The organism is Chitinophaga sp. YR573 (assembly GCF_900110995.1).
Taxonomy (GTDB): domain Bacteria; phylum Bacteroidota; class Bacteroidia; order Chitinophagales; family Chitinophagaceae; genus Chitinophaga.
Map to the genome: position 1 here is coordinate 998,246 of NZ_FOJF01000003.1, position 17,104 is coordinate 1,015,349.

General features: G+C 42.8%; 17 protein-coding genes and 1 tRNA gene. 7 read left to right on the plus strand and 11 right to left on the minus strand.

Annotation, left to right across the window (positions count from 1 at the left end):
• Nucleotides 1-3: 3 nt before the first annotated feature.
• The 4 genes from BMW86_RS30500 to BMW86_RS30515 all read left to right on the plus strand — a co-directional run bounded on the left by BMW86_RS30500 (nucleotide 4) and on the right by BMW86_RS30515 (nucleotide 1,684).
• Nucleotides 4-279, plus strand: coding sequence for a hypothetical protein (locus BMW86_RS30500; protein WP_143056742.1), 276 nt, complete (start codon nucleotides 4-6; stop codon nucleotides 277-279).
• Between the two features lie 48 nt (nucleotides 280-327).
• Nucleotides 328-1,032 carry a hypothetical protein gene (locus BMW86_RS30505; protein WP_143056743.1) on the plus strand — a complete coding sequence of 235 codons (705 nt, stop codon included), beginning with the start codon at nucleotides 328-330 and terminating at the stop codon, nucleotides 1,030-1,032.
• Nucleotides 1,033-1,066: 34 nt separating this feature from the next.
• Nucleotides 1,067-1,321 carry a hypothetical protein gene (locus BMW86_RS30510; protein ID WP_089787454.1) on the plus strand — a complete coding sequence of 85 codons (255 nt, stop codon included), beginning with the start codon at nucleotides 1,067-1,069 and terminating at the stop codon, nucleotides 1,319-1,321.
• 114 nt (nucleotides 1,322-1,435) lie between these two features.
• Nucleotides 1,436-1,684, plus strand: coding sequence for a hypothetical protein (locus tag BMW86_RS30515; protein WP_089788282.1), 249 nt, complete (start codon nucleotides 1,436-1,438; stop codon nucleotides 1,682-1,684).
• A 45-nt stretch (nucleotides 1,685-1,729) separates the two neighbouring features.
• Here the strand turns inward: BMW86_RS30515 and BMW86_RS30520 are convergent, their stop codons facing one another.
• From BMW86_RS30520 to BMW86_RS30530, 3 genes are all read right to left on the minus strand, one after another.
• A complete protein-coding gene (locus BMW86_RS30520) occupies nucleotides 1,730-2,824 on the minus strand; it encodes a site-specific integrase (protein ID WP_089787456.1) in 1,095 nt (364 codons plus the stop codon).
• A complete protein-coding gene (locus BMW86_RS30525; RefSeq protein WP_143056744.1) occupies nucleotides 2,821-3,150 on the minus strand; it encodes a BTB/POZ domain-containing protein in 330 nt (109 codons plus the stop codon). Before BMW86_RS30525 ends, BMW86_RS30520 begins: the two co-directional genes overlap by 4 nt.
• A gap of 115 nt (nucleotides 3,151-3,265) precedes the next feature.
• Nucleotides 3,266-3,349 (minus strand) — tRNA-Leu (locus BMW86_RS30530).
• Between the two features lie 125 nt (nucleotides 3,350-3,474).
• Between BMW86_RS30530 and BMW86_RS30535 the strand changes: the two genes are divergently transcribed.
• Nucleotides 3,475-4,572: an NADH:flavin oxidoreductase gene (locus BMW86_RS30535; protein WP_089787460.1), complete on the plus strand. Its 1,098-nt coding sequence runs from the start codon at nucleotides 3,475-3,477 to the stop codon at nucleotides 4,570-4,572.
• Nucleotides 4,573-4,632: 60 nt separating this feature from the next.
• Here the strand turns inward: BMW86_RS30535 and BMW86_RS30540 are convergent, their stop codons facing one another.
• Nucleotides 4,633-5,670 (minus strand): DUF6340 family protein, encoded by a 1,038-nt coding sequence (locus BMW86_RS30540; protein ID WP_089787462.1) that lies wholly within the window; start codon nucleotides 5,668-5,670, stop codon nucleotides 4,633-4,635.
• A 247-nt stretch (nucleotides 5,671-5,917) separates the two neighbouring features.
• Here BMW86_RS30540 and BMW86_RS30545 point away from each other — a divergent pair, with 247 nt between their 5' ends.
• Nucleotides 5,918-6,397: a group II truncated hemoglobin gene (locus tag BMW86_RS30545; RefSeq protein ID WP_089787463.1), complete on the plus strand. Its 480-nt coding sequence runs from the start codon at nucleotides 5,918-5,920 to the stop codon at nucleotides 6,395-6,397.
• On the opposite strand, the gene BMW86_RS30550 is transcribed toward BMW86_RS30545, so the two are convergent.
• Both BMW86_RS30550 and BMW86_RS30555 read right to left on the minus strand, forming a co-directional pair.
• On the minus strand, nucleotides 6,388-6,717 hold the full coding sequence (locus tag BMW86_RS30550) for a hypothetical protein (RefSeq protein WP_089787465.1): 330 nt from the start codon (nucleotides 6,715-6,717) through the stop codon (nucleotides 6,388-6,390). The genes BMW86_RS30545 and BMW86_RS30550 overlap by 10 nt on opposite strands.
• Nucleotides 6,718-6,764: 47 nt before the next feature.
• Nucleotides 6,765-7,556, minus strand: a complete 792-nt coding sequence (locus BMW86_RS30555; RefSeq protein WP_089787467.1) for a DUF4846 domain-containing protein — start codon at nucleotides 7,554-7,556, stop codon at nucleotides 6,765-6,767.
• Nucleotides 7,557-7,846: 290 nt separating this feature from the next.
• Here BMW86_RS30555 and BMW86_RS30560 point away from each other — a divergent pair, with 290 nt between their 5' ends.
• Nucleotides 7,847-8,542 (plus strand): hypothetical protein, encoded by a 696-nt coding sequence (locus tag BMW86_RS30560; RefSeq protein WP_089787469.1) that lies wholly within the window; start codon nucleotides 7,847-7,849, stop codon nucleotides 8,540-8,542.
• A 73-nt stretch (nucleotides 8,543-8,615) separates the two neighbouring features.
• On the opposite strand, the gene BMW86_RS30565 is transcribed toward BMW86_RS30560, so the two are convergent.
• The 5 genes from BMW86_RS30565 to BMW86_RS30585 form a co-directional block, all read right to left on the minus strand.
• Complete coding sequence (locus BMW86_RS30565) at nucleotides 8,616-9,542, minus strand: EndoS/ChiA family endoglycosidase (RefSeq protein ID WP_143056745.1); 927 nt, start codon at nucleotides 9,540-9,542, stop codon at nucleotides 8,616-8,618.
• A gap of 96 nt (nucleotides 9,543-9,638) precedes the next feature.
• Nucleotides 9,639-12,743, minus strand: coding sequence for a beta-galactosidase, LacZ type (locus tag BMW86_RS30570; protein WP_089787473.1), 3,105 nt, complete (start codon nucleotides 12,741-12,743; stop codon nucleotides 9,639-9,641).
• Between the two features lie 4 nt (nucleotides 12,744-12,747).
• On the minus strand, nucleotides 12,748-14,334 hold the full coding sequence (locus BMW86_RS30575) for a GxGYxYP domain-containing protein (protein ID WP_089787475.1): 1,587 nt from the start codon (nucleotides 14,332-14,334) through the stop codon (nucleotides 12,748-12,750).
• A gap of 9 nt (nucleotides 14,335-14,343) precedes the next feature.
• Nucleotides 14,344-15,276, minus strand: coding sequence for a BT_3987 domain-containing protein (locus BMW86_RS30580; protein ID WP_177189448.1), 933 nt, complete (start codon nucleotides 15,274-15,276; stop codon nucleotides 14,344-14,346).
• Between the two features lie 56 nt (nucleotides 15,277-15,332).
• Nucleotides 15,333-17,102 (minus strand): RagB/SusD family nutrient uptake outer membrane protein, encoded by a 1,770-nt coding sequence (locus tag BMW86_RS30585; RefSeq protein WP_089788284.1) that lies wholly within the window; start codon nucleotides 17,100-17,102, stop codon nucleotides 15,333-15,335.
• Between the last annotated feature and the right edge of the window lie 2 nt (nucleotides 17,103-17,104).

The window sequence follows — 17,104 nt, forward strand, 5'->3', positions numbered from 1 at the left end:
ATCATGATGGAAACAATTACTACCAAACCCGTTCAAACAAGTTCGCACACTACCCCAATGGATGTATTTATAGATATTGTACGCATCCTGCTGGATAATGCGCTGACATGGCAAGTGGAAGGCATCAATGAAAAAGAAAACAGCCTGTTGATACAGGTAAGTTATCAGCCGCAATTAACGCGCCACCGTAAAGCCTTAGAGAATATGAAAAGCATTTTAGCTGATTATGGTTATTACGTCAAAGGTTCACCCAATGATGATGCGGAACAGAATAGTTAAGCAATACCCTTACTGTAAAACCTGCTGTTTAACGCTAAATACTATTTTATGACAACAGTATGCCTCCATTGTGGGAAGCCCATCCAATCGCAACGCAGCACCAAAAAGTATTGCAGTGACAACTGCAAACAACTGGCATTTTATAAGCGCAGCGGTTTACTCTTATCGGGAGCAACTATGACTGAAACGTTAAATGATAACAAGCCTCCGGCAAATGTCATCAATCAACCGGTAAGCAAACCGGTTAACGATAAATCCGGTGTATCGCCAGAACAACAACCAGCGGAACGGCCGTACCAGTGGGTATATTCCAGGTTAATAGAGCAGGTAGCTGAATACGTGGATAGCGGCCATGCTTTGTTGCTATTGCAGCATCCGGAAGAGTATTGGAGCAGTTATACATTATCTGCCGTAAAATGGGTAAGTATCAGGCTCCGTTGTCTGTTGGAAAACCTTATCAGGCTTAGTAACCTGCCTGCTGTCAACTATCAAACGTTGAGAGCAGTATTGGAAGCATTTAACGATATAATGGCTTCCCGTCATTTTAGGCTTCTCCCACCTGATTATTCTTATACAACCATTATCAAAGAACTGGCTGGCAAATTAGCTGTTCTTGCAAAACAGGGAAAGCGCCAGAAAACAACCCGCTTTCGTTTAACGCTTAACCGTAAGGCAGAACTGATGGCCGCACGGTATATACTGGCCGGTTTGGTGCCGCCTGCCAGGTTCAGCGAACTGGATTTTAAAGAATAACCACAACTATTTTTTCACCATTAAAATCAGACAAATGAACACAGTTATTACTAAGAAAGAACTCCATGTTCCGGTAGACGTACTTATCCGGGTAGCCGATGTTTTATTGGAAAATGATATTACCAATACCATCATCGGAACAGAAGAAGAAGATCATGAACTCGTAATCGAAGTTGAATACGAAAAAGAACAGCGAGAGGTGATTCATGAGGTGGAGGACATTATCTCCGATTACCATGAAAATGATGAAGAGGACGAGGACGACGATGATGAGGAAGAAGATGAATAAGCCACTTTAGCATTGCTACAATCGTGGGGTATATTCTCACGATTGTGGCAAGCATTTTATTTGAATGTGAGGCTACAGAAAGATGAATCCTTTTTAAACAATAAACAATGCAATATGATAAAGCGGGATGATTTATTGGTAATGCGGGCAATAGCCCTTTGTTTTAAACCCTTCTTAAAACCAGAAGAAGCACTGATCTATTGTAACCTGGGCCGAACTCAATTCGCCAAGAATTGTGAGGAATATGGTATTTACAAAACCAATAGCGGGTACTACAGGAAAGAAGACATAGATAAAATGTTGTCCGGTGAAATAGTGGCTGCAGTGGCTTCAACCCCTCTGGTTAAACTAAGAGCTGCATAGAGAACAGGGCTATTCACCGGCGAATGGCCCTGTTCTTTTTAATGCCTATAGAAACGTACCGATATTAAAAGATGGTAAATGACTGATGGCCTCCGATTGATCTTTGGGTTTATGCCGTTTATATGTCTGCTGTACCTGTCTGGTGGTCGTATGCCCCATGAGATAAGCGATAGTTACATCATCTACATTCTTATCTTTTAGCAGGATGGAGAAACTTAACCGGGCGCAAGACCAGGTTACATATTTATTCACTCCTGCACGTTTAACCCATTCTCCCAACACTTTATTTGCACCATTAGCTGTTGGCAAACTAAACACCTTATTCACGGACGTAGTTTTACCAAATGACAACTGTTTTATTTCCTCCAATATGGCAAGGGCTATAGGGTGGAGGGTAAGCACCACTGGTTTGCCTGTTTTCTGCTGGATAATCCTGGTAATTAAGGTGCCGTTTTGTAAATCCTGCCATTCCTGCCTTTTCACATCCACCCATCTAAGCCCTGTATAGCAACTGAATAAAAATGCCAGCTTGACTTGTTGATTAAAACAGGGCGTATTAAGCAGGGCTACATACTCTTCCGATTCCAGGTGTTCTTTAAGGGTAACACTTGGATTGCGTACAGCCGGAATATCTTCTGTAGGATTATTCCTGTAATACCCATCCTTGGTGGCAGCATTTACCACCCATTTAAACCGGGCGTAATAATTGGCAGGAGTTTCACCAGTCAGCGTATCCAGTAAATGCCGCCGGAAGCGTTTGCAGAAATTCTCCGTAATATCCACCGGTGAAATGAAATCACTTTTAATATAAGCCTTGAACTTGGTAAGGCAGCAGGTAAGATGCCGGTTGCCTTCTCTTTTATTTAGTTTGATGTATTCCTCGAAATACTCTACAAAGTTGGCTTTAAACTTATGCGCAGGAATAACAGGTGTACCTACGGCTTGCTGCTCAATGGTGAGCTGGCTCATTTTTGTTTCCAGAATCTTCAGCGCTTCTTTGTTGAAGTTCTTTTGGATCTGGTTTTGAGGGTTAGCATAAATAAAGACCCCGGTAGAAGGTCGCTGCCCTGGCCCGCGACCTAAATCATAAAAGAAATAAATCTTATCTCCTTTCTTATTGAGTTTTTCTCCGATGTTCATAGCGTTCCATTTTTAAAGGTTACGGGAGAGAAGCCCAATGAGTGTGCCATGCCAACAGTAAAATCAGCCTGATAGATACCCGTCACCAGCAAGTGAAAGTTTGCGAAAGAAAGCGGGAACAACAACCTTGAAAATAATTTTGAAAACCATCTTGTACAAGTTGGCAGAACTGCCATATAGGCTTGCGTTTCACTGCCAGAAGTGAGTGTCATCTTGAGTGTCAAACCGGGTGTCAAAGTTACATTTTTGACCCGTTTTTGATGTAAAAATCCTTTGGTTAGATTCCGGTTGTGTTCCGGTGGAGTGCCTGCAATTCTGAGTGTCATTGCGAGTGTCATTTGAGTGTCGTAAATAGTGGGAAAAAGGGCTAAAAAGCATGAAAAACCGACACTCCCGAAAATAAAAAAGCCTTACAAATCAATGACTTGTAAGGCTATAAAGTGCCCAGAACAGGAATCGAACCTGCACACCCTTGCGAATACAAGATTTTGAGTCTAGCGCGTCTACCAATTCCGCCATCTGGGCAAAGCAACTGTCCTACAGTTGCGGGTTGCAAATGTATAAAAAAAACTTAAATCACAAATAAAATTTTAAAGATTATTGGCATATCGGAAAGTTCCGATATATTTGCATTCATAGAAACAAAAACAATGAACGTAAATAGCTTATTCCAACCCTTCAGCCTCAAATCCTTACACATCAAAAACAGGATTGTAATGGCGCCAATGACAAGATCATTCTCTCCCAATGGCATCCCCGGAGATAATGTCGCTGCCTATTACCAGAGGAGAGCAGCAGGAGAAGTAGGATTAATATTATCAGAAGGCACAGTAATAGACCGCCCATCTTCTTCCAACGATCAAAACATCCCACACTTTCATAATGAAGCATTAAAAGGCTGGGAAAAGGTGATCAATGATGTTCATGCAGCAGGTGGCAGTATGGGCCCGCAAATCTGGCATCAGGGAGTAATGGGAAACCATCATTCAGGCTGGTTGCCACCAGTTCCGTTTGAAGGCCCTTCCGGCATACAAAAAGCTGGAGTAACAAACGGTAAGACAATGACCGACAAAGACATCGCCGACGCCATTGGTGCCTATGGTAAAGCTGCCGCAGATGCCAAAAGATTAGGATTCGACTGCGTAGAAATCCACGGAGCTCACGGATATCTCATTGACCAGTTCTTCTATGAAGTAACCAACGCCCGCACCGATAAATACAATGGAAAAAACGTTGCAGAAAGAAGCTTATTCGCTACAGAAGTGATCAAAGAAGTACGCAGACAGGTAGGAGAGGACTTCGCAGTGATTATCCGCCTCTCTCAGTGGAAAAGCACCGATTACACTCATAAAATGGCTAAAACACCTGAAGAAATGGGTGCCTGGCTCAACCTCCTCGCCGATGCAGGAATAGACATCTTCCATTGCTCTCAACGCCGTTTCTGGGAACCTGAATTTGAAGGCTCCGATCTCAACTTCGCAGGCTGGGCAAAAAAACTAACCGGTAAACCAACTATCACAGTAGGCTCAGTAGGTCTGTCTGGTGAATTCATGGCTGCCTTCGCAGGTGAAAGCTCTGAACCTAGTCCTTTAGATGAACTATTACGTCGCTATGACCGCGGAGATTTTGACCTGGTGGCCGTAGGCCGACCAATATTAGCAGATCCTGAATGGGTGAAGAAAATCAAAGACGGTCGTACTACCGAATTAAAAGGATTTTCAAAAGAAGCTCTTGCTCAATTAATTTAATAAAAAAAGCAGAGGCTGTAATTTCAGCCTCTGCTTTTCGGGTATCTATAGTCATTTAAGCTATTCTGATTGCTGATCCTTCAACACACCATCACTCACTTTCCTGTTCTTAAGGATCCGTATATAATTAAGCGCTAAACGGTTATTACAATTCTCATACGACTTCTGCGCCCATTCAATCGCCTTATCAAGATCCCCATTTATCTCACAGATGATCGCCATATTATAACATGCCCTGCCGGAGATTTTCACACTGGTATTATTCGTTTCACGTTTCCATAATTCCGCCGCTCCATTCCAGTTTCCCGTTTGCGCTTTACGCTTTGCAATGGTGAAATTATCAGTTCCCTTTACATAATAATCTCTCGATACTCTTATCCAGTAAGGAATTATTCTCAATGCATAATCTTTCCCCGCTTTACTTCCCACTTCTTTTACAGCCTCCTTACGGTCGAGAATTGCTCCCGCAGCAGCTACCGGGTTAATCCCTTTACCAGAGAATGTAATATCCCTTGCTATAGAATACTCATCAAGAATATTCTTACCCGCAGGATCATAAATTCTCCATCCTGTTTTAACTGTTGTCAGCATATTGGCATGGTGTTCAATGCCAGGTATATTACCAAGTGGAGTCTTTATCGTAATAGGGACTGCTGCATAACTTACTTTGGAATCAGTATCGAAAAGCTCCAGTACAAAAAGCGCATCTACTTTATTATCTCTGCATATCTGATTTATAGTCTCCCAGGGCAGGGGAGCAGAGAATAACCCCGGAACAGTTGTCCGTAAATCAATACTATTAAACGCGGTAACATTCGTAAACCTGTTGTTCTTGAAAAGTTCATCTGTAACTCCTATGATAGTCGCATTAGAACCTTCTTTATCGAGATTAACGCCTTCCATTGAAAAGACCTTATCTACGACATCAACAGCCTTATTTGCATCGGAGACCAGACTTCTGTTAACCACACCTACATTTTTAATGTAGGTTGGAATAGTTACTGGTGCCGGCTTCAAAACACTTATGTAAACCAAATTCGTTGATCTGCAGGAACAAAAACAGATTGTCACCCCAAGAATAAAAATTAGAACTCTCATGCTATCTTATTTACCTCTATCTGCACAAAATAGAAATAAATATTAGATAATATAATTATATATTAAAATAATGAGTATTTATTTAATAGTGGATTGATTATCAATTGAATGGATGTTTGTTCATCTTGCCGATTAATGCGCACCGAATAAACACAGTAAAATACCAGCTACTTCCTCAAATAGTAAATTATACTTATTTTCATCCCTCAGATGAATGAACATCTGCCATTGATAAAAAACCTAAAACATGGAAGAGAAAAAAACAATCCCTACACTATACGAATGGGCTGGTGGTAAAGACGCTCTCGAAGGACTAACTAAATTATTTTATGAGAAGGTTTTGAAAGATGATTTACTATATCCGGTATTTAAAAATATGTCTGCCGATCATAGTAGTCATGTAGCGCATTTTATCGCAGAAGTTTTCGGAGGACCTAAATTTTATACAGAAGAAGATAAGGGCAGTCATGCCAGTATGATTACTCACCATTTAGGTAAGATGCTGGATGAACCCAAAAGGAAAAGGTGGATGGACCTGTTACTGGAAAGCGCGGATGAGATTGGCCTGGCCAATGATCCCGAATTCCGTTCTGCCTTAGTTGGTTATCTGGAATGGGGAAGTCGTATAGCCGTCATCAATTCAAATACGAACGATAATCCTGTGAATGAAGCTGAACCAATGCCAAAATGGGGCTGGGGAGAAACAAAAGGGCCTTATCAGGGCTGAGAATCATCCTTGCTAACAAGCCACTGAGTAAACTTATATCTGGGTAGTATCTCACTCATTTTCTTCTTCAGCCACTTGGATACAATCTCAAATACAATAAACCCTATTATAATTGAGATAGTCCATTCCAAAGTACTGTAAGTATGCTTATCAAGTACTGTCTTATGTGTGGCATGTCCCCATAAATTCCAGATACTGCGGGTGGTAAAGAAGTGAGATACCAGGCGTGTAGATGTCATCCCGATCACGAATCCTAAAAAATTACCAATATAATTACTGTATACATACTCAGCGAACTTTTTAACAACCGTGATTTTCATAGGGGTAGATTTTCTAATGCTAAACTAATACCTAAATTTTGAAAATGCTACCCCTGTTTAAACCTTTTTAGCTGATCCCGCTGAAATATCCACTCAGGTGTATAAAGATTACTGCTAAACGTTGTGTTATACCACGGACTTAATATAGACGTAGGATTTCTCAATACATGTATATTCTGTGCAGGCATATAACTCTGTGCGATCAGAAATATCTTCTCACCTGTAGTTATCTTGTAAGCCACATCTACCACAATCACGGCATGCCCCGGAGATCCTCCTTTAATAAAAACATAACCTGGTGCTATATCTTTCATATCCGCCACAGTCTGCAGCTCTTTTGAGAGCGATAAGGTACCGGCATAGGAAAATACTGTCTGAAGATAACTGTCAAAACAGGCCCGTCCTGTACATGGAGCCGCTGATAACTGTTTACTTAATTTACCTTGCTTCATGGGGAAACGATACCCTTTCATCCAGCTGGCATAATCCATAGAGGTACCATCTGTTGCCTTAAAACTGATTTGCTGGTATAACGCATGTGCATACTGGTATTCAGCATACAGCCGCATCACTGCATCTGCACACTGCTGAAGGTCCTTATCCCCGACACTCACATCCAAAACGGCATATTGCGCCAGCTGGTTGAACTTTTTAGTCCCGTTGTACAAGTATACTGTCTTATCCTTTTTAAGCGGAATTTGCCGGAGCCAGGCCCCAAAAGACCCTGTCTTCTGGGTTATCCGCTGGTATCCTTCCGGTAGAGGAATCCCCCCGATAGTTTGTCCGGATACTAACGTACAGGAACCTATTAATAAAAGTAGAAATATAGCTGGCTTCATAATGTTGAGATGCAGAAAGACAGAATTTCCATAAAACTCCCGGAAATAGGAGCCGGATTCAAAAATACTAATTAAATTAGGGAGTAAGTTATTCCATGATTAGTATCAGAAGAGCTTCTAAAAGGCTTGTGAACAGGACTATCTTACATTAAAAGACGTAAGATAGTCCTGTTCAGGTGCTTATCAGACATAATCTATATGCCTGTTTATAGAAAAAAACTTATTTTTCTGTGAATAGAACTTTTCAACTAATCCCTTGTTACCATCTTATACCGATCTAAATTCTTACTATGAAGTATGTAAAAAGAATAATCCAGACAAAAACCTGGTTAACTGTATTCCTCATTATTTCACTGACAACAATCTGTTCCGCGCAAACTGTAAAACCGGAAAAAAGTAAAAAAGGCAAGCCTTACACACTCAAAATCAGAAAAGGAGATTATTGGATAGGAGGTGGATTAGGACTAAGTGGTTCTGTGGCCCCACTAGGTCAGTATATAGGTACGGCTGCCAACCTGTCTATAAAAGGCGGTTATCATGTTATCGATAAGTTATCCGTCGGACTTACGATCACAGGCGGTATCAGCATTACAGATAAAAAGTCAAATGGGGTATACACCCGTGCCGTTAGTCTGTTAGCCGGTCCTTTGGTCCAGTACATGATACCACTTACTAAAACACTGTACCTGGCACCAACAGCTGCTGTCACCTATGGACCTATAAACATCAAATCCATGACTTCCGCCGCCGGTGCACCGGAACAGTATATAAAAGTAAAGGGTAATGCCTTTTGCCAGATTTTGGGTGTAGGACCTTTTTTTGAGGTGATACCCGGAAGAGCAAGCTTTGGTGCGCATATTCTCTATTCCTTCCTGCAACAGACAACGAATGTCTACGCTAATGATGGTAGTCTTGTTCCTAATACGGAAATCAAAGACAATAAAAGCGGTCCGGGGATGATTATGGAGTTTAAATTACATTTTTAACAACTTATTAAAAGAGATAAAACCCGTGTATACAAGATGTATACACGGGTTTTTAGTTAACCTCAAATCGTTCCTATAAAGCTCTGAAGGTAGCATTTGTATACCCGGAATCTACGTTGCCTGCGAATACCATAATACCCGCTTTGATACCTGTGGCAGGTTGCCATGTTGCTGCTGTCTTTGCACTTGTAAGCGTATTATAAACTTTGGCGACTCCGATCATTGTTTTGGCTGCGCCAATAGAATCCGACCAGCGGTAAAACCGGGTAACATTATTCTGGAAGTAACCCATATCCTGTACAAAGTTGAAATATTTTGCTACGTCCGGCGATTGCCCGATGGCGTAACCTGCCCGTCCGCCGCTATATATTGCCGCCGTATATATAGTGTAGTTACTGTCAGGAGAGAGTGGCCCGTAATATTTCCCCAATTCTTTTATCAGTGTAATAAAATTGCTGTTGGCCGGCGTATTGGCCATATGTTCAACATCAAGGGCAATTCCGTCAAGATGCAGCGAATCTGTGATGCAGGCTTTAACAAATGCTGCAAATTGCTGATAGTTCAATCCGTTTCCCTGGTAGTCGGTAAATGGGGTGGTCGTATTCCACGAATTGGCATCATCTACATTCATCAGCACTTTCACACCTGCCTTCTGTAAAGTTCTTACATGGCTGAGGATTGATTGGTAGGAATGGTAGTTGGGATTGACAGTCAGGATGTAACTATCGCTCTTGCCATAATGTACAGAATCTGCCATTTCCCAGGCTGTACCTTCAAACAGTACCACCACGTTGGCCTCAGTGGCAAAGTTTGTGAGCGGAAGGACGTTGGGGGTTGCATCAAAGGCATAATAAGCCACCTTAAAGGGCGGTTTGGGTATTTTTATATGTAAACTATCAGTGACTGGTGGGTTGATAACAGGAGGAGCGTCTTTTTTCTGACAGGAAACAATACTCATGATTGCAATGAGCATACATGGATAGTACAATTGTTTAATCATAGCGGGTTCATTTTAGCAGATATGAACGCAGCGGAATAGAAAATTCTTATAAGAGAATCGTATAAACGTGATAATTTATACGATTCTCTGACTAGTTTAGTATGGTTGTATACTGAATGATAGTGTGGCTGGTTTAAAAGGTATATAATACTGTGGTAATGGAATAGGCCCGCAACTGGCATTCCCTACACCCAGCTGGGCCTCATCCAGGCTCAGAATGGTTTCCGGTCTCCGTTGCAGCTGGTACAGGTGCGGAGCTGCCCATAGGTCCTGATCCGTATAATGCAGTGCTGTAAAACTCAGGTGATCATCGGCCACAACCATAATCCCTTTATCATCCACATCCGTGAGTTTCACCCAGCGAACATCCTCCCGGTTAGCCATTCCCTGTGGTCGTTCATATTGCTCCAGCATATTATCTACTGTACGCTGATATTGTCCTATTTCAGCAGCCGTCTTCCTGTCTGAATAATTTTCAAAAGGACCACGACCATACCATTCCACATTTTCCAGTCCGGGGTTCAATGTCATACGTAATCCCAGACGGGGGATAGGCAAACCACTGGTATCCGGCGTGAAACCGGCCTGCACCTGTATTAAACCATTCCCGTATACGGTATACTTCATTTGCGTAACCACCTTGAATCCGGAACGTGTAGCCGCGGTAGTAACCGTTGCAATTTCAACCGCTTTACTGCTGAGTGGTTTTACCGCAAAACTATTCAGCGTGTATTGCAGACTATCATAACCGGCCTGCATCCATTCAATAGCAGGGCCCCTTTCTTTGGTACGGTCATTATCCAGTCTGGCACGGTACAGGTTAAACACGGGGCCGTTTTGAGCATTGCTGATGATAGTACGGTTCCCGTATTGTAATGAAGAGATGTTACCGGTAGCTTTGTCGAATGCAACAGCATAATCTTTCCCTTTAATACTTACTATGGCGTTGTCCTGATGCAGATCTATTTCCGGCAACTCCGCAATGTTAAGTGCAGCTTTGGGAATAGCAGGAAAAGGTACTTTCATTTGTTCCCTTGCCACTTCGGTCCCCTGTTTTCCCCATAATGCATCTTCCCGCAATCGGAATGCTACTTTCAGCCAGTATTCAGCACCTGGTGTTAATACAGGCTTTTTAAAAGGAATAGTGACAATGGTGGAATCGTTAGGAGCCAGTTGTACGGGAGCTAATGTTCCGGATTGTATTACTTTACCGTTTTCGGATAATGTCCAGGTACAATCAAAGTTATTCAGGTTGAGAAAATCATACTTGTTTCTGATGGCAACACGTCCATCTATGAGGTTGATCTTAACATACTGATATACCTTTTTCACCTCTTCCATCTTAGGCGTAAACTTTCTGTCGGAAGTAGTAAGCCCTTTAATGCTGAATGTACCGTCATTGGGTTTGTCACCGAAATCACCACCATAAGCAATAAATGTTTTACCCGTTGTATCGCCGGGAATAAGTTTGTTAACACCCTGATCTACCCATTCCCATATACAACCGCCAATCAGGCGTTTATGTGATTCAATGGCATCCCAGTATTCCTGAAGGTTACCCAGGGAATTACCCATTACATGTGCATACTCACACATGAAAAAGGGCTTGGGAGATGTTTTTTCTCCTTCAGAGATTAATGTATTTACAGAAGGATACATCGTGGATTCAATATCCGCTATTTCGTTATATCCTTCATAATGGATAGGGCGGGAGTTATCTATAGCCAATATAGCAGCTTTCCCTGCAACAAAATTCTCTCCTCCCCAGGACTCATTACCCATAGACCAGATAATAACAGAAGGATGATTTTTGTCCCGTTCTACCAATCGTACCTGCCTGTCTACATAAGCTTTTTTCCATGCAGGATCTTTAGTCAGCTTGTCGCCCATACCATGTGTTTCCAGGTTGGCTTCATCTATTACATAGAGTCCGTATTCATCACACAGCTGATACCACAGTGGATCATTCGGATAATGACAGGTACGTACGGTATTGATGTTACATTGTTTCATCAGGATAATATCCTGTATCATAGTGGCTTTTGGTACTGCTTTGCCATAAGCCGGGTGTACTTCATGACGGTTCACGCCTTTCAGTAATACCGGTTCTCCATTCACCCACAGGCGACTGTCTTTCAGTTCTACTTTCCTGAAACCAAATTTAGAAGAGAGCGTTTCCAATACTTGTCCCTGTTTATCCTTCAACGTTAGCAGCACAGTATAAAGAAGGGGTGTCTCAGCAGACCATAAGGCAGGTTGTATCGCATCAGCTTTCAGCATATATGTTTTTGCAGATGGATTTACAGGCTGATTAATACTGATGTACAATTTACCGGCAGGATCATATACTTCCACACCTAATGTTAAAGGAGCTTTAGCATCATTCTTTATATCCGTTTTTACGGAAAAGACCGCAGATTTAAAATCAGCCGCAAGGTCCGATTGCAGGAAATAATCCTGTATATGCATCTTCGGTTTTGCATACAGGTATACGCTCCTGTGGATCCCACTGAAACGGAACATATCCTGATCTTCCAGGTAACTGCCATCGCTCCATTTGTATACTTCCACAGCTACCAGGTTCTTTCCCCGTTTCAGATATTTTGTAATATCAAACTCCGCCGGGTTAAAGCTGCTCTGACTATAACCCACCTTTTGTCCGTTTACCCACACATACATAGCGCTGATAACACCATCGAAGTGAATGAACATTTCTTTGCCATCCCAGTTAGCCGGAATGTCAAACTCTCTGCGGTAAGATCCTACAGGATTAGGTTCTTTGGCTGTTGTCCAGTCGGCAGGTACGGCACCCATTACCCGGGGAGGATCTACTTTAAAAGGATATTCGATGTTTGTGTAAATGGGCGTACCATAACCCTGCATTTCCATGTTGGAGGGTACAGGAATGGTAGACCATTGTGTAACATCAAAATCGGTTTTGTAGAAATCAACGGGCCTTTCAGATGGCTGTTTTACCCAATGAAATTTCCATAGACCATTTAGTGAAATATACCAGGGTGATGTTGATGGTATATCCTGTAAAGCCTGCTCCCTGCTGGCATAAGGGATACAGATAGTATGAGCGGCTTCTTTGTTAATACCTAAGACCTGCTCGTTTTCCCAATCATGATTTTGTCCATGTACAGCCACATGACCTGCTGTAAGGAGACATACTACAACTCCTAAAGTTTTAAGACCCATTTTGCTATTTTAAATTCTTTTTTACAAGCTTAATAAAAGCATCCGGTGTTACTACGCGTACATTGGAATTTAACCCATTGATTACTGTTTGAATACTGGACAGATCTTTTGTCCAGGCATGCACAAATACCAGCGTATAACCTGATGCGTCAGAAGGATCTGTTGGCCGGGAATTGATATTGCTGATCACCGTAGATTCTTCTTCCAGTCCTGCCCAGAGGTTATCCCTTGCTTCTATAACAGGTTTCCCATTATCTGAAAACTGGATACTCCCATGAGGGGCTTCTCCATAACCGGTATAAATCAATCCGTCTATATTACTGTGTGATAAATATTTATTCCAGAGGTCCATACGTCCGATCACACCCTGGTCCAGGATATTCACAATGTTAAGATTCGCCTTTCCCATGAAGGTGTTCAGTCTGTCCAGATATTTATCCAGAGAGGCAACCGGCATTTTACTAGGGAAGGTATAACCGCTTCCGCTGGGGCCCGCTACAAAACAATCCTTAGCAGACGCATTTTCATAATACCAGCGTAATGTAGCAGGGGAGAGGTCTACCAATGAAGGACTGATAGTATATCCCATGTTAAAAGTTCCGCGGACCGGGTTACTGAAATAACTCTGTAGTGACCAGAGATCAAATGCAATATTATCTCCATCGCTTACCAGGAATGTTACATAATGCACATTACTTTCTGTAACCGGTGTAGTGCCTGTTTTTTGTTTAAAAGAAGCAGTATCGTATATGCTGCTCAGCGGTGCCAGGTTAGCGGCGAGGTCTGTAGGCAGCATGGCAACACCTGCTTCAGCAGCATTAGATACCATGGAGAATTCTTCCTTTCCGTATCCAAAACAAAAGGCTTCCGGATCCAGGCCCTGCAATACTGTTTTACGCCATGGTGTTTCACCATCATAAAAAGTAAAGGCATTCGTAAGCGTAATATAATCACGCAGATGATGATTGATGGAAGGAGTCAGTTCAGCTGCCAGCGCTTTAGAAAAAGCCAGCGGATAATTACTGTACACCCATTTCTCATCACGGGTACGTACATCCGCTTTGCGGGTAGTAATACCGGCAGCAATTAAGGGTGTTTCCAGGCTTTTATCTACTGCGATGGCGTTCATCGGGCCACAGAGAGAAGTGGCTGCTGTCAGTGATTTTTCATTCTTAGCACGGTTATACAATACATACCCGCTTATTTTTGATTTGAAATGATCAACGAGGGCGGGCCAGGTAGTATAGTTAGTGAGTGTAATTCCATATTTACTGTTAAGGTAATTAAGCCATACAGTAGAAGGTCCTCCTTCATCAATATAGATCTGCTCGGAAGATGTTTTAGCAACGAGCCCCTGTAAAGTGGCCACCAGTACTTTCTGTTCTGCAGAAAGATTGTTGCCGTTGATCACGCAGAGAGATTTGAGTGCCATCCCTTTCTGGTGCAGCACTCCTTTGTTCAATATTTGTGTATTCTTTACAGGTAATGTATCGATGATAGTAACGACCGGTGACTGGTTGTTTGTTTTACTACACGCAAAACATCCGATCCCCGCCGCTACAAGTAACGTGAGTATGAAATCTTTCTTCATGTTTGTTGCTTAAAATATTTGTACTTCTGCGATATTGGTACTGGATGTGGCGTATACTTTTGTTACGGTCACTTTCACATACCGGGCCTGTTTTAATGTGGAGACAAAATACTTATACCAGGGCTGACCGGCATCGTGCGGCATATCCTTAATAGCTGCAACATCATCCCAGGTGCTATTATCAGTACTTACAGACACGGTAACATCCTGTGGTTGTCCATGACCATCTGTTTGCCAGTCGCCTTCAAAATAACGGTCCATAATACCAATACCATGCACCGGTTTTATTTCACCCATATCAATAATGATATAATGTGGAGGACCCGGTTCACCGCCAGACCATTTTGAATTCCAGAAAGTACCGGGATCTCCGTCAATAGCTGCTTTAGCCAGACCATTCCCGCCACCTTCTGCAGGTTCTTCTGTGGAGAAACCTGCAATGCTCCAACCGCTTTCATCATAAGGCTGCATACTCGCCAGATCGGCGGTGCCGTTTACGACGAAATAAGTGGTTTGCTGATAAGCACTGACTGCTGCCCCGGAAATACTTTCTATACTTACAGGGATCATATAATCCTGGAAAGGACTGATTCTGTCTTTTGCAATTATTTTAAGTGGAATATTCCCGGTGCTGGTAGCTCCTTTAGGGATGGTAGCAGTGGCCTGTACCTCGTAACTACCCGCTGGCAGCAAAGGATAGGTAGTACCGTTTTCTTCATTGAATTTCGCTACCAGGGAAGTATCAGCCTTGAAATGTACGGTGATATCATTCCCTGCATTTGCCCCCGAAACAGTAGGATAATCTGATCCTACTATTACAGCGCTGTAAGAGACTATAAACGGCGTATCTGCAATGGCAAATGATTCTTTTACAATACCGTTCCCCGCTTGCGGCATATAAACAGCCTTAGCGGTATGATTATCTTTTTTGCATGCAGTCATTAAAACTCCTGCTAACAAAAATATATATAGATTTCTCATGATTGAATTTTTGTTGATTAATACCCTGGATTCTGTCCGTTTATCCATCCATCTGTACCACCACTTTGCTGCCGGATCTTGTAGTTACGGTCAAGCACATACTGAGGGATAGGCATGGTATACATTTTAGGCAGGAATAAACGGTTGCTCACATTGGTACGGGTGTAAACAAGCGTACCATTGTTAGAAGTGATCACCATACCAGCTTCAGGACGGTTTAGCACACCTGGAGTGCCATCTGCCATTTTATCGGCAATCTTCCAGCGGAGTACATCCCACCAGCGTTTGTCTTCAAATGCCAGTTCCACACGGCGTTCACGGTGAATGATCTCCCTCATTTTATCCTGGCTCACAGCGCCATAAGTGGCTTCTACTGTAGGCAGGTTATTACTGCGTGTCCTCACTTTATTCACGGCTGCCAGTACATCCGGAGTTGGGCCGTTCACTTCATTTTCTGCTTCGGCAAAACTGAGCAATACCTCTGCATAACGGAAAAACATATAGTTCTGGTAAGAGGTGCTGTTAGCCCTGTTGTCGCTGCCCAGGATGCTTTCATCCAGCCTTTTGCAGGCATAGTAACCGGTATGGGTAACATCGCTGCTATAACCCAGATCTATTTCATTTTCGGTACTGCGTCCCAGGCCAACCACAGTTTTAATGGTATCACCCTGCCATTCGCTTCCGTTAAACAAAACCGTCTGGTAGAAACGGTTCTCCCTGTTCAGATAAGGGTGCTGGGGATCATAACCGGAGCCGGCTTCGCTGATTGCTTTTCCGTTGGCCATAGAGAATTCATCCACCAGTTCCTGTGTAGGCTGAAAGTTACCCCATGCCAGTTCTGTTCCGTTTACGATAGTAGGACCTTCTTTGCCTTCCAGTTGTCCGCCTTTACCGGGCATGTACTGCCGGGCAAAAATTGACTCCAGGCTATTATTAGCTGATTTCAGGAATAAGGCCCTGAAATCAGGATACAGGTCATACATGCCCAGGTCTATTACAGCTTTGTTAGTCGCCGATGCTTTTTTCCATCTTTCTACATCTCCTATAGGATTCGCCACATTGCCGGAATTCCGCAAAGGACTAGCTTCAAATAGTTCGCACCATCCTTTTAGTGTAAGTGCTGCACCTCTGGTGGGTCTTCCTGCATCTGCCTGTTTAAGGGGTAAGAGGGGAGCTGTTTCTGCCAGTTCGTTTGTAATAAACCGGAAGGTTTCCACTTCTGTACTTCTTGGTATATAGATGCTATCACCCTGTGTGATATTATCCAGTGTTTTTGTGATAACAGGTACACCTCCATAAGCCATCCACAGCCAGTGGTAGAAGAGTGCCCGCAGGAAGCGTACTTCAGCAATCCTTTCTGTTTTATAATCGTCCGGTAGTGTGGATGCCGTCACTTTCTCTATGAACAGGTTACATTTTCTGATCTTCTCGTAATTGCCAGTTCTGGAATCGCCGTTACCGTCTTTTCCCCAATACCACATGTCCCAGGGGCCACGGGGCAGGTTGGAAGGCGTAACATTGGCGATGCGTATATTGGAGTATCCCTGCATCCAGGTAACGCCTACATCAGAATTGTCGGTGTATTGGTCCAGATGTTCCGTTTCATTATTCATATCGGGCATCTGGTTGTATATATCATTCAGGAAGAGGTCTGCATTAGCAGTGGAAGCCCATACAACATCATCGCCTACGCGATCTCTTGGTGATACTTCCAGGTAATTTTTCTTACAGGCTGTCATAGCAACACCCAGCAGGACAATGAGACAGCTTTGTTTTATAGTGATCATTT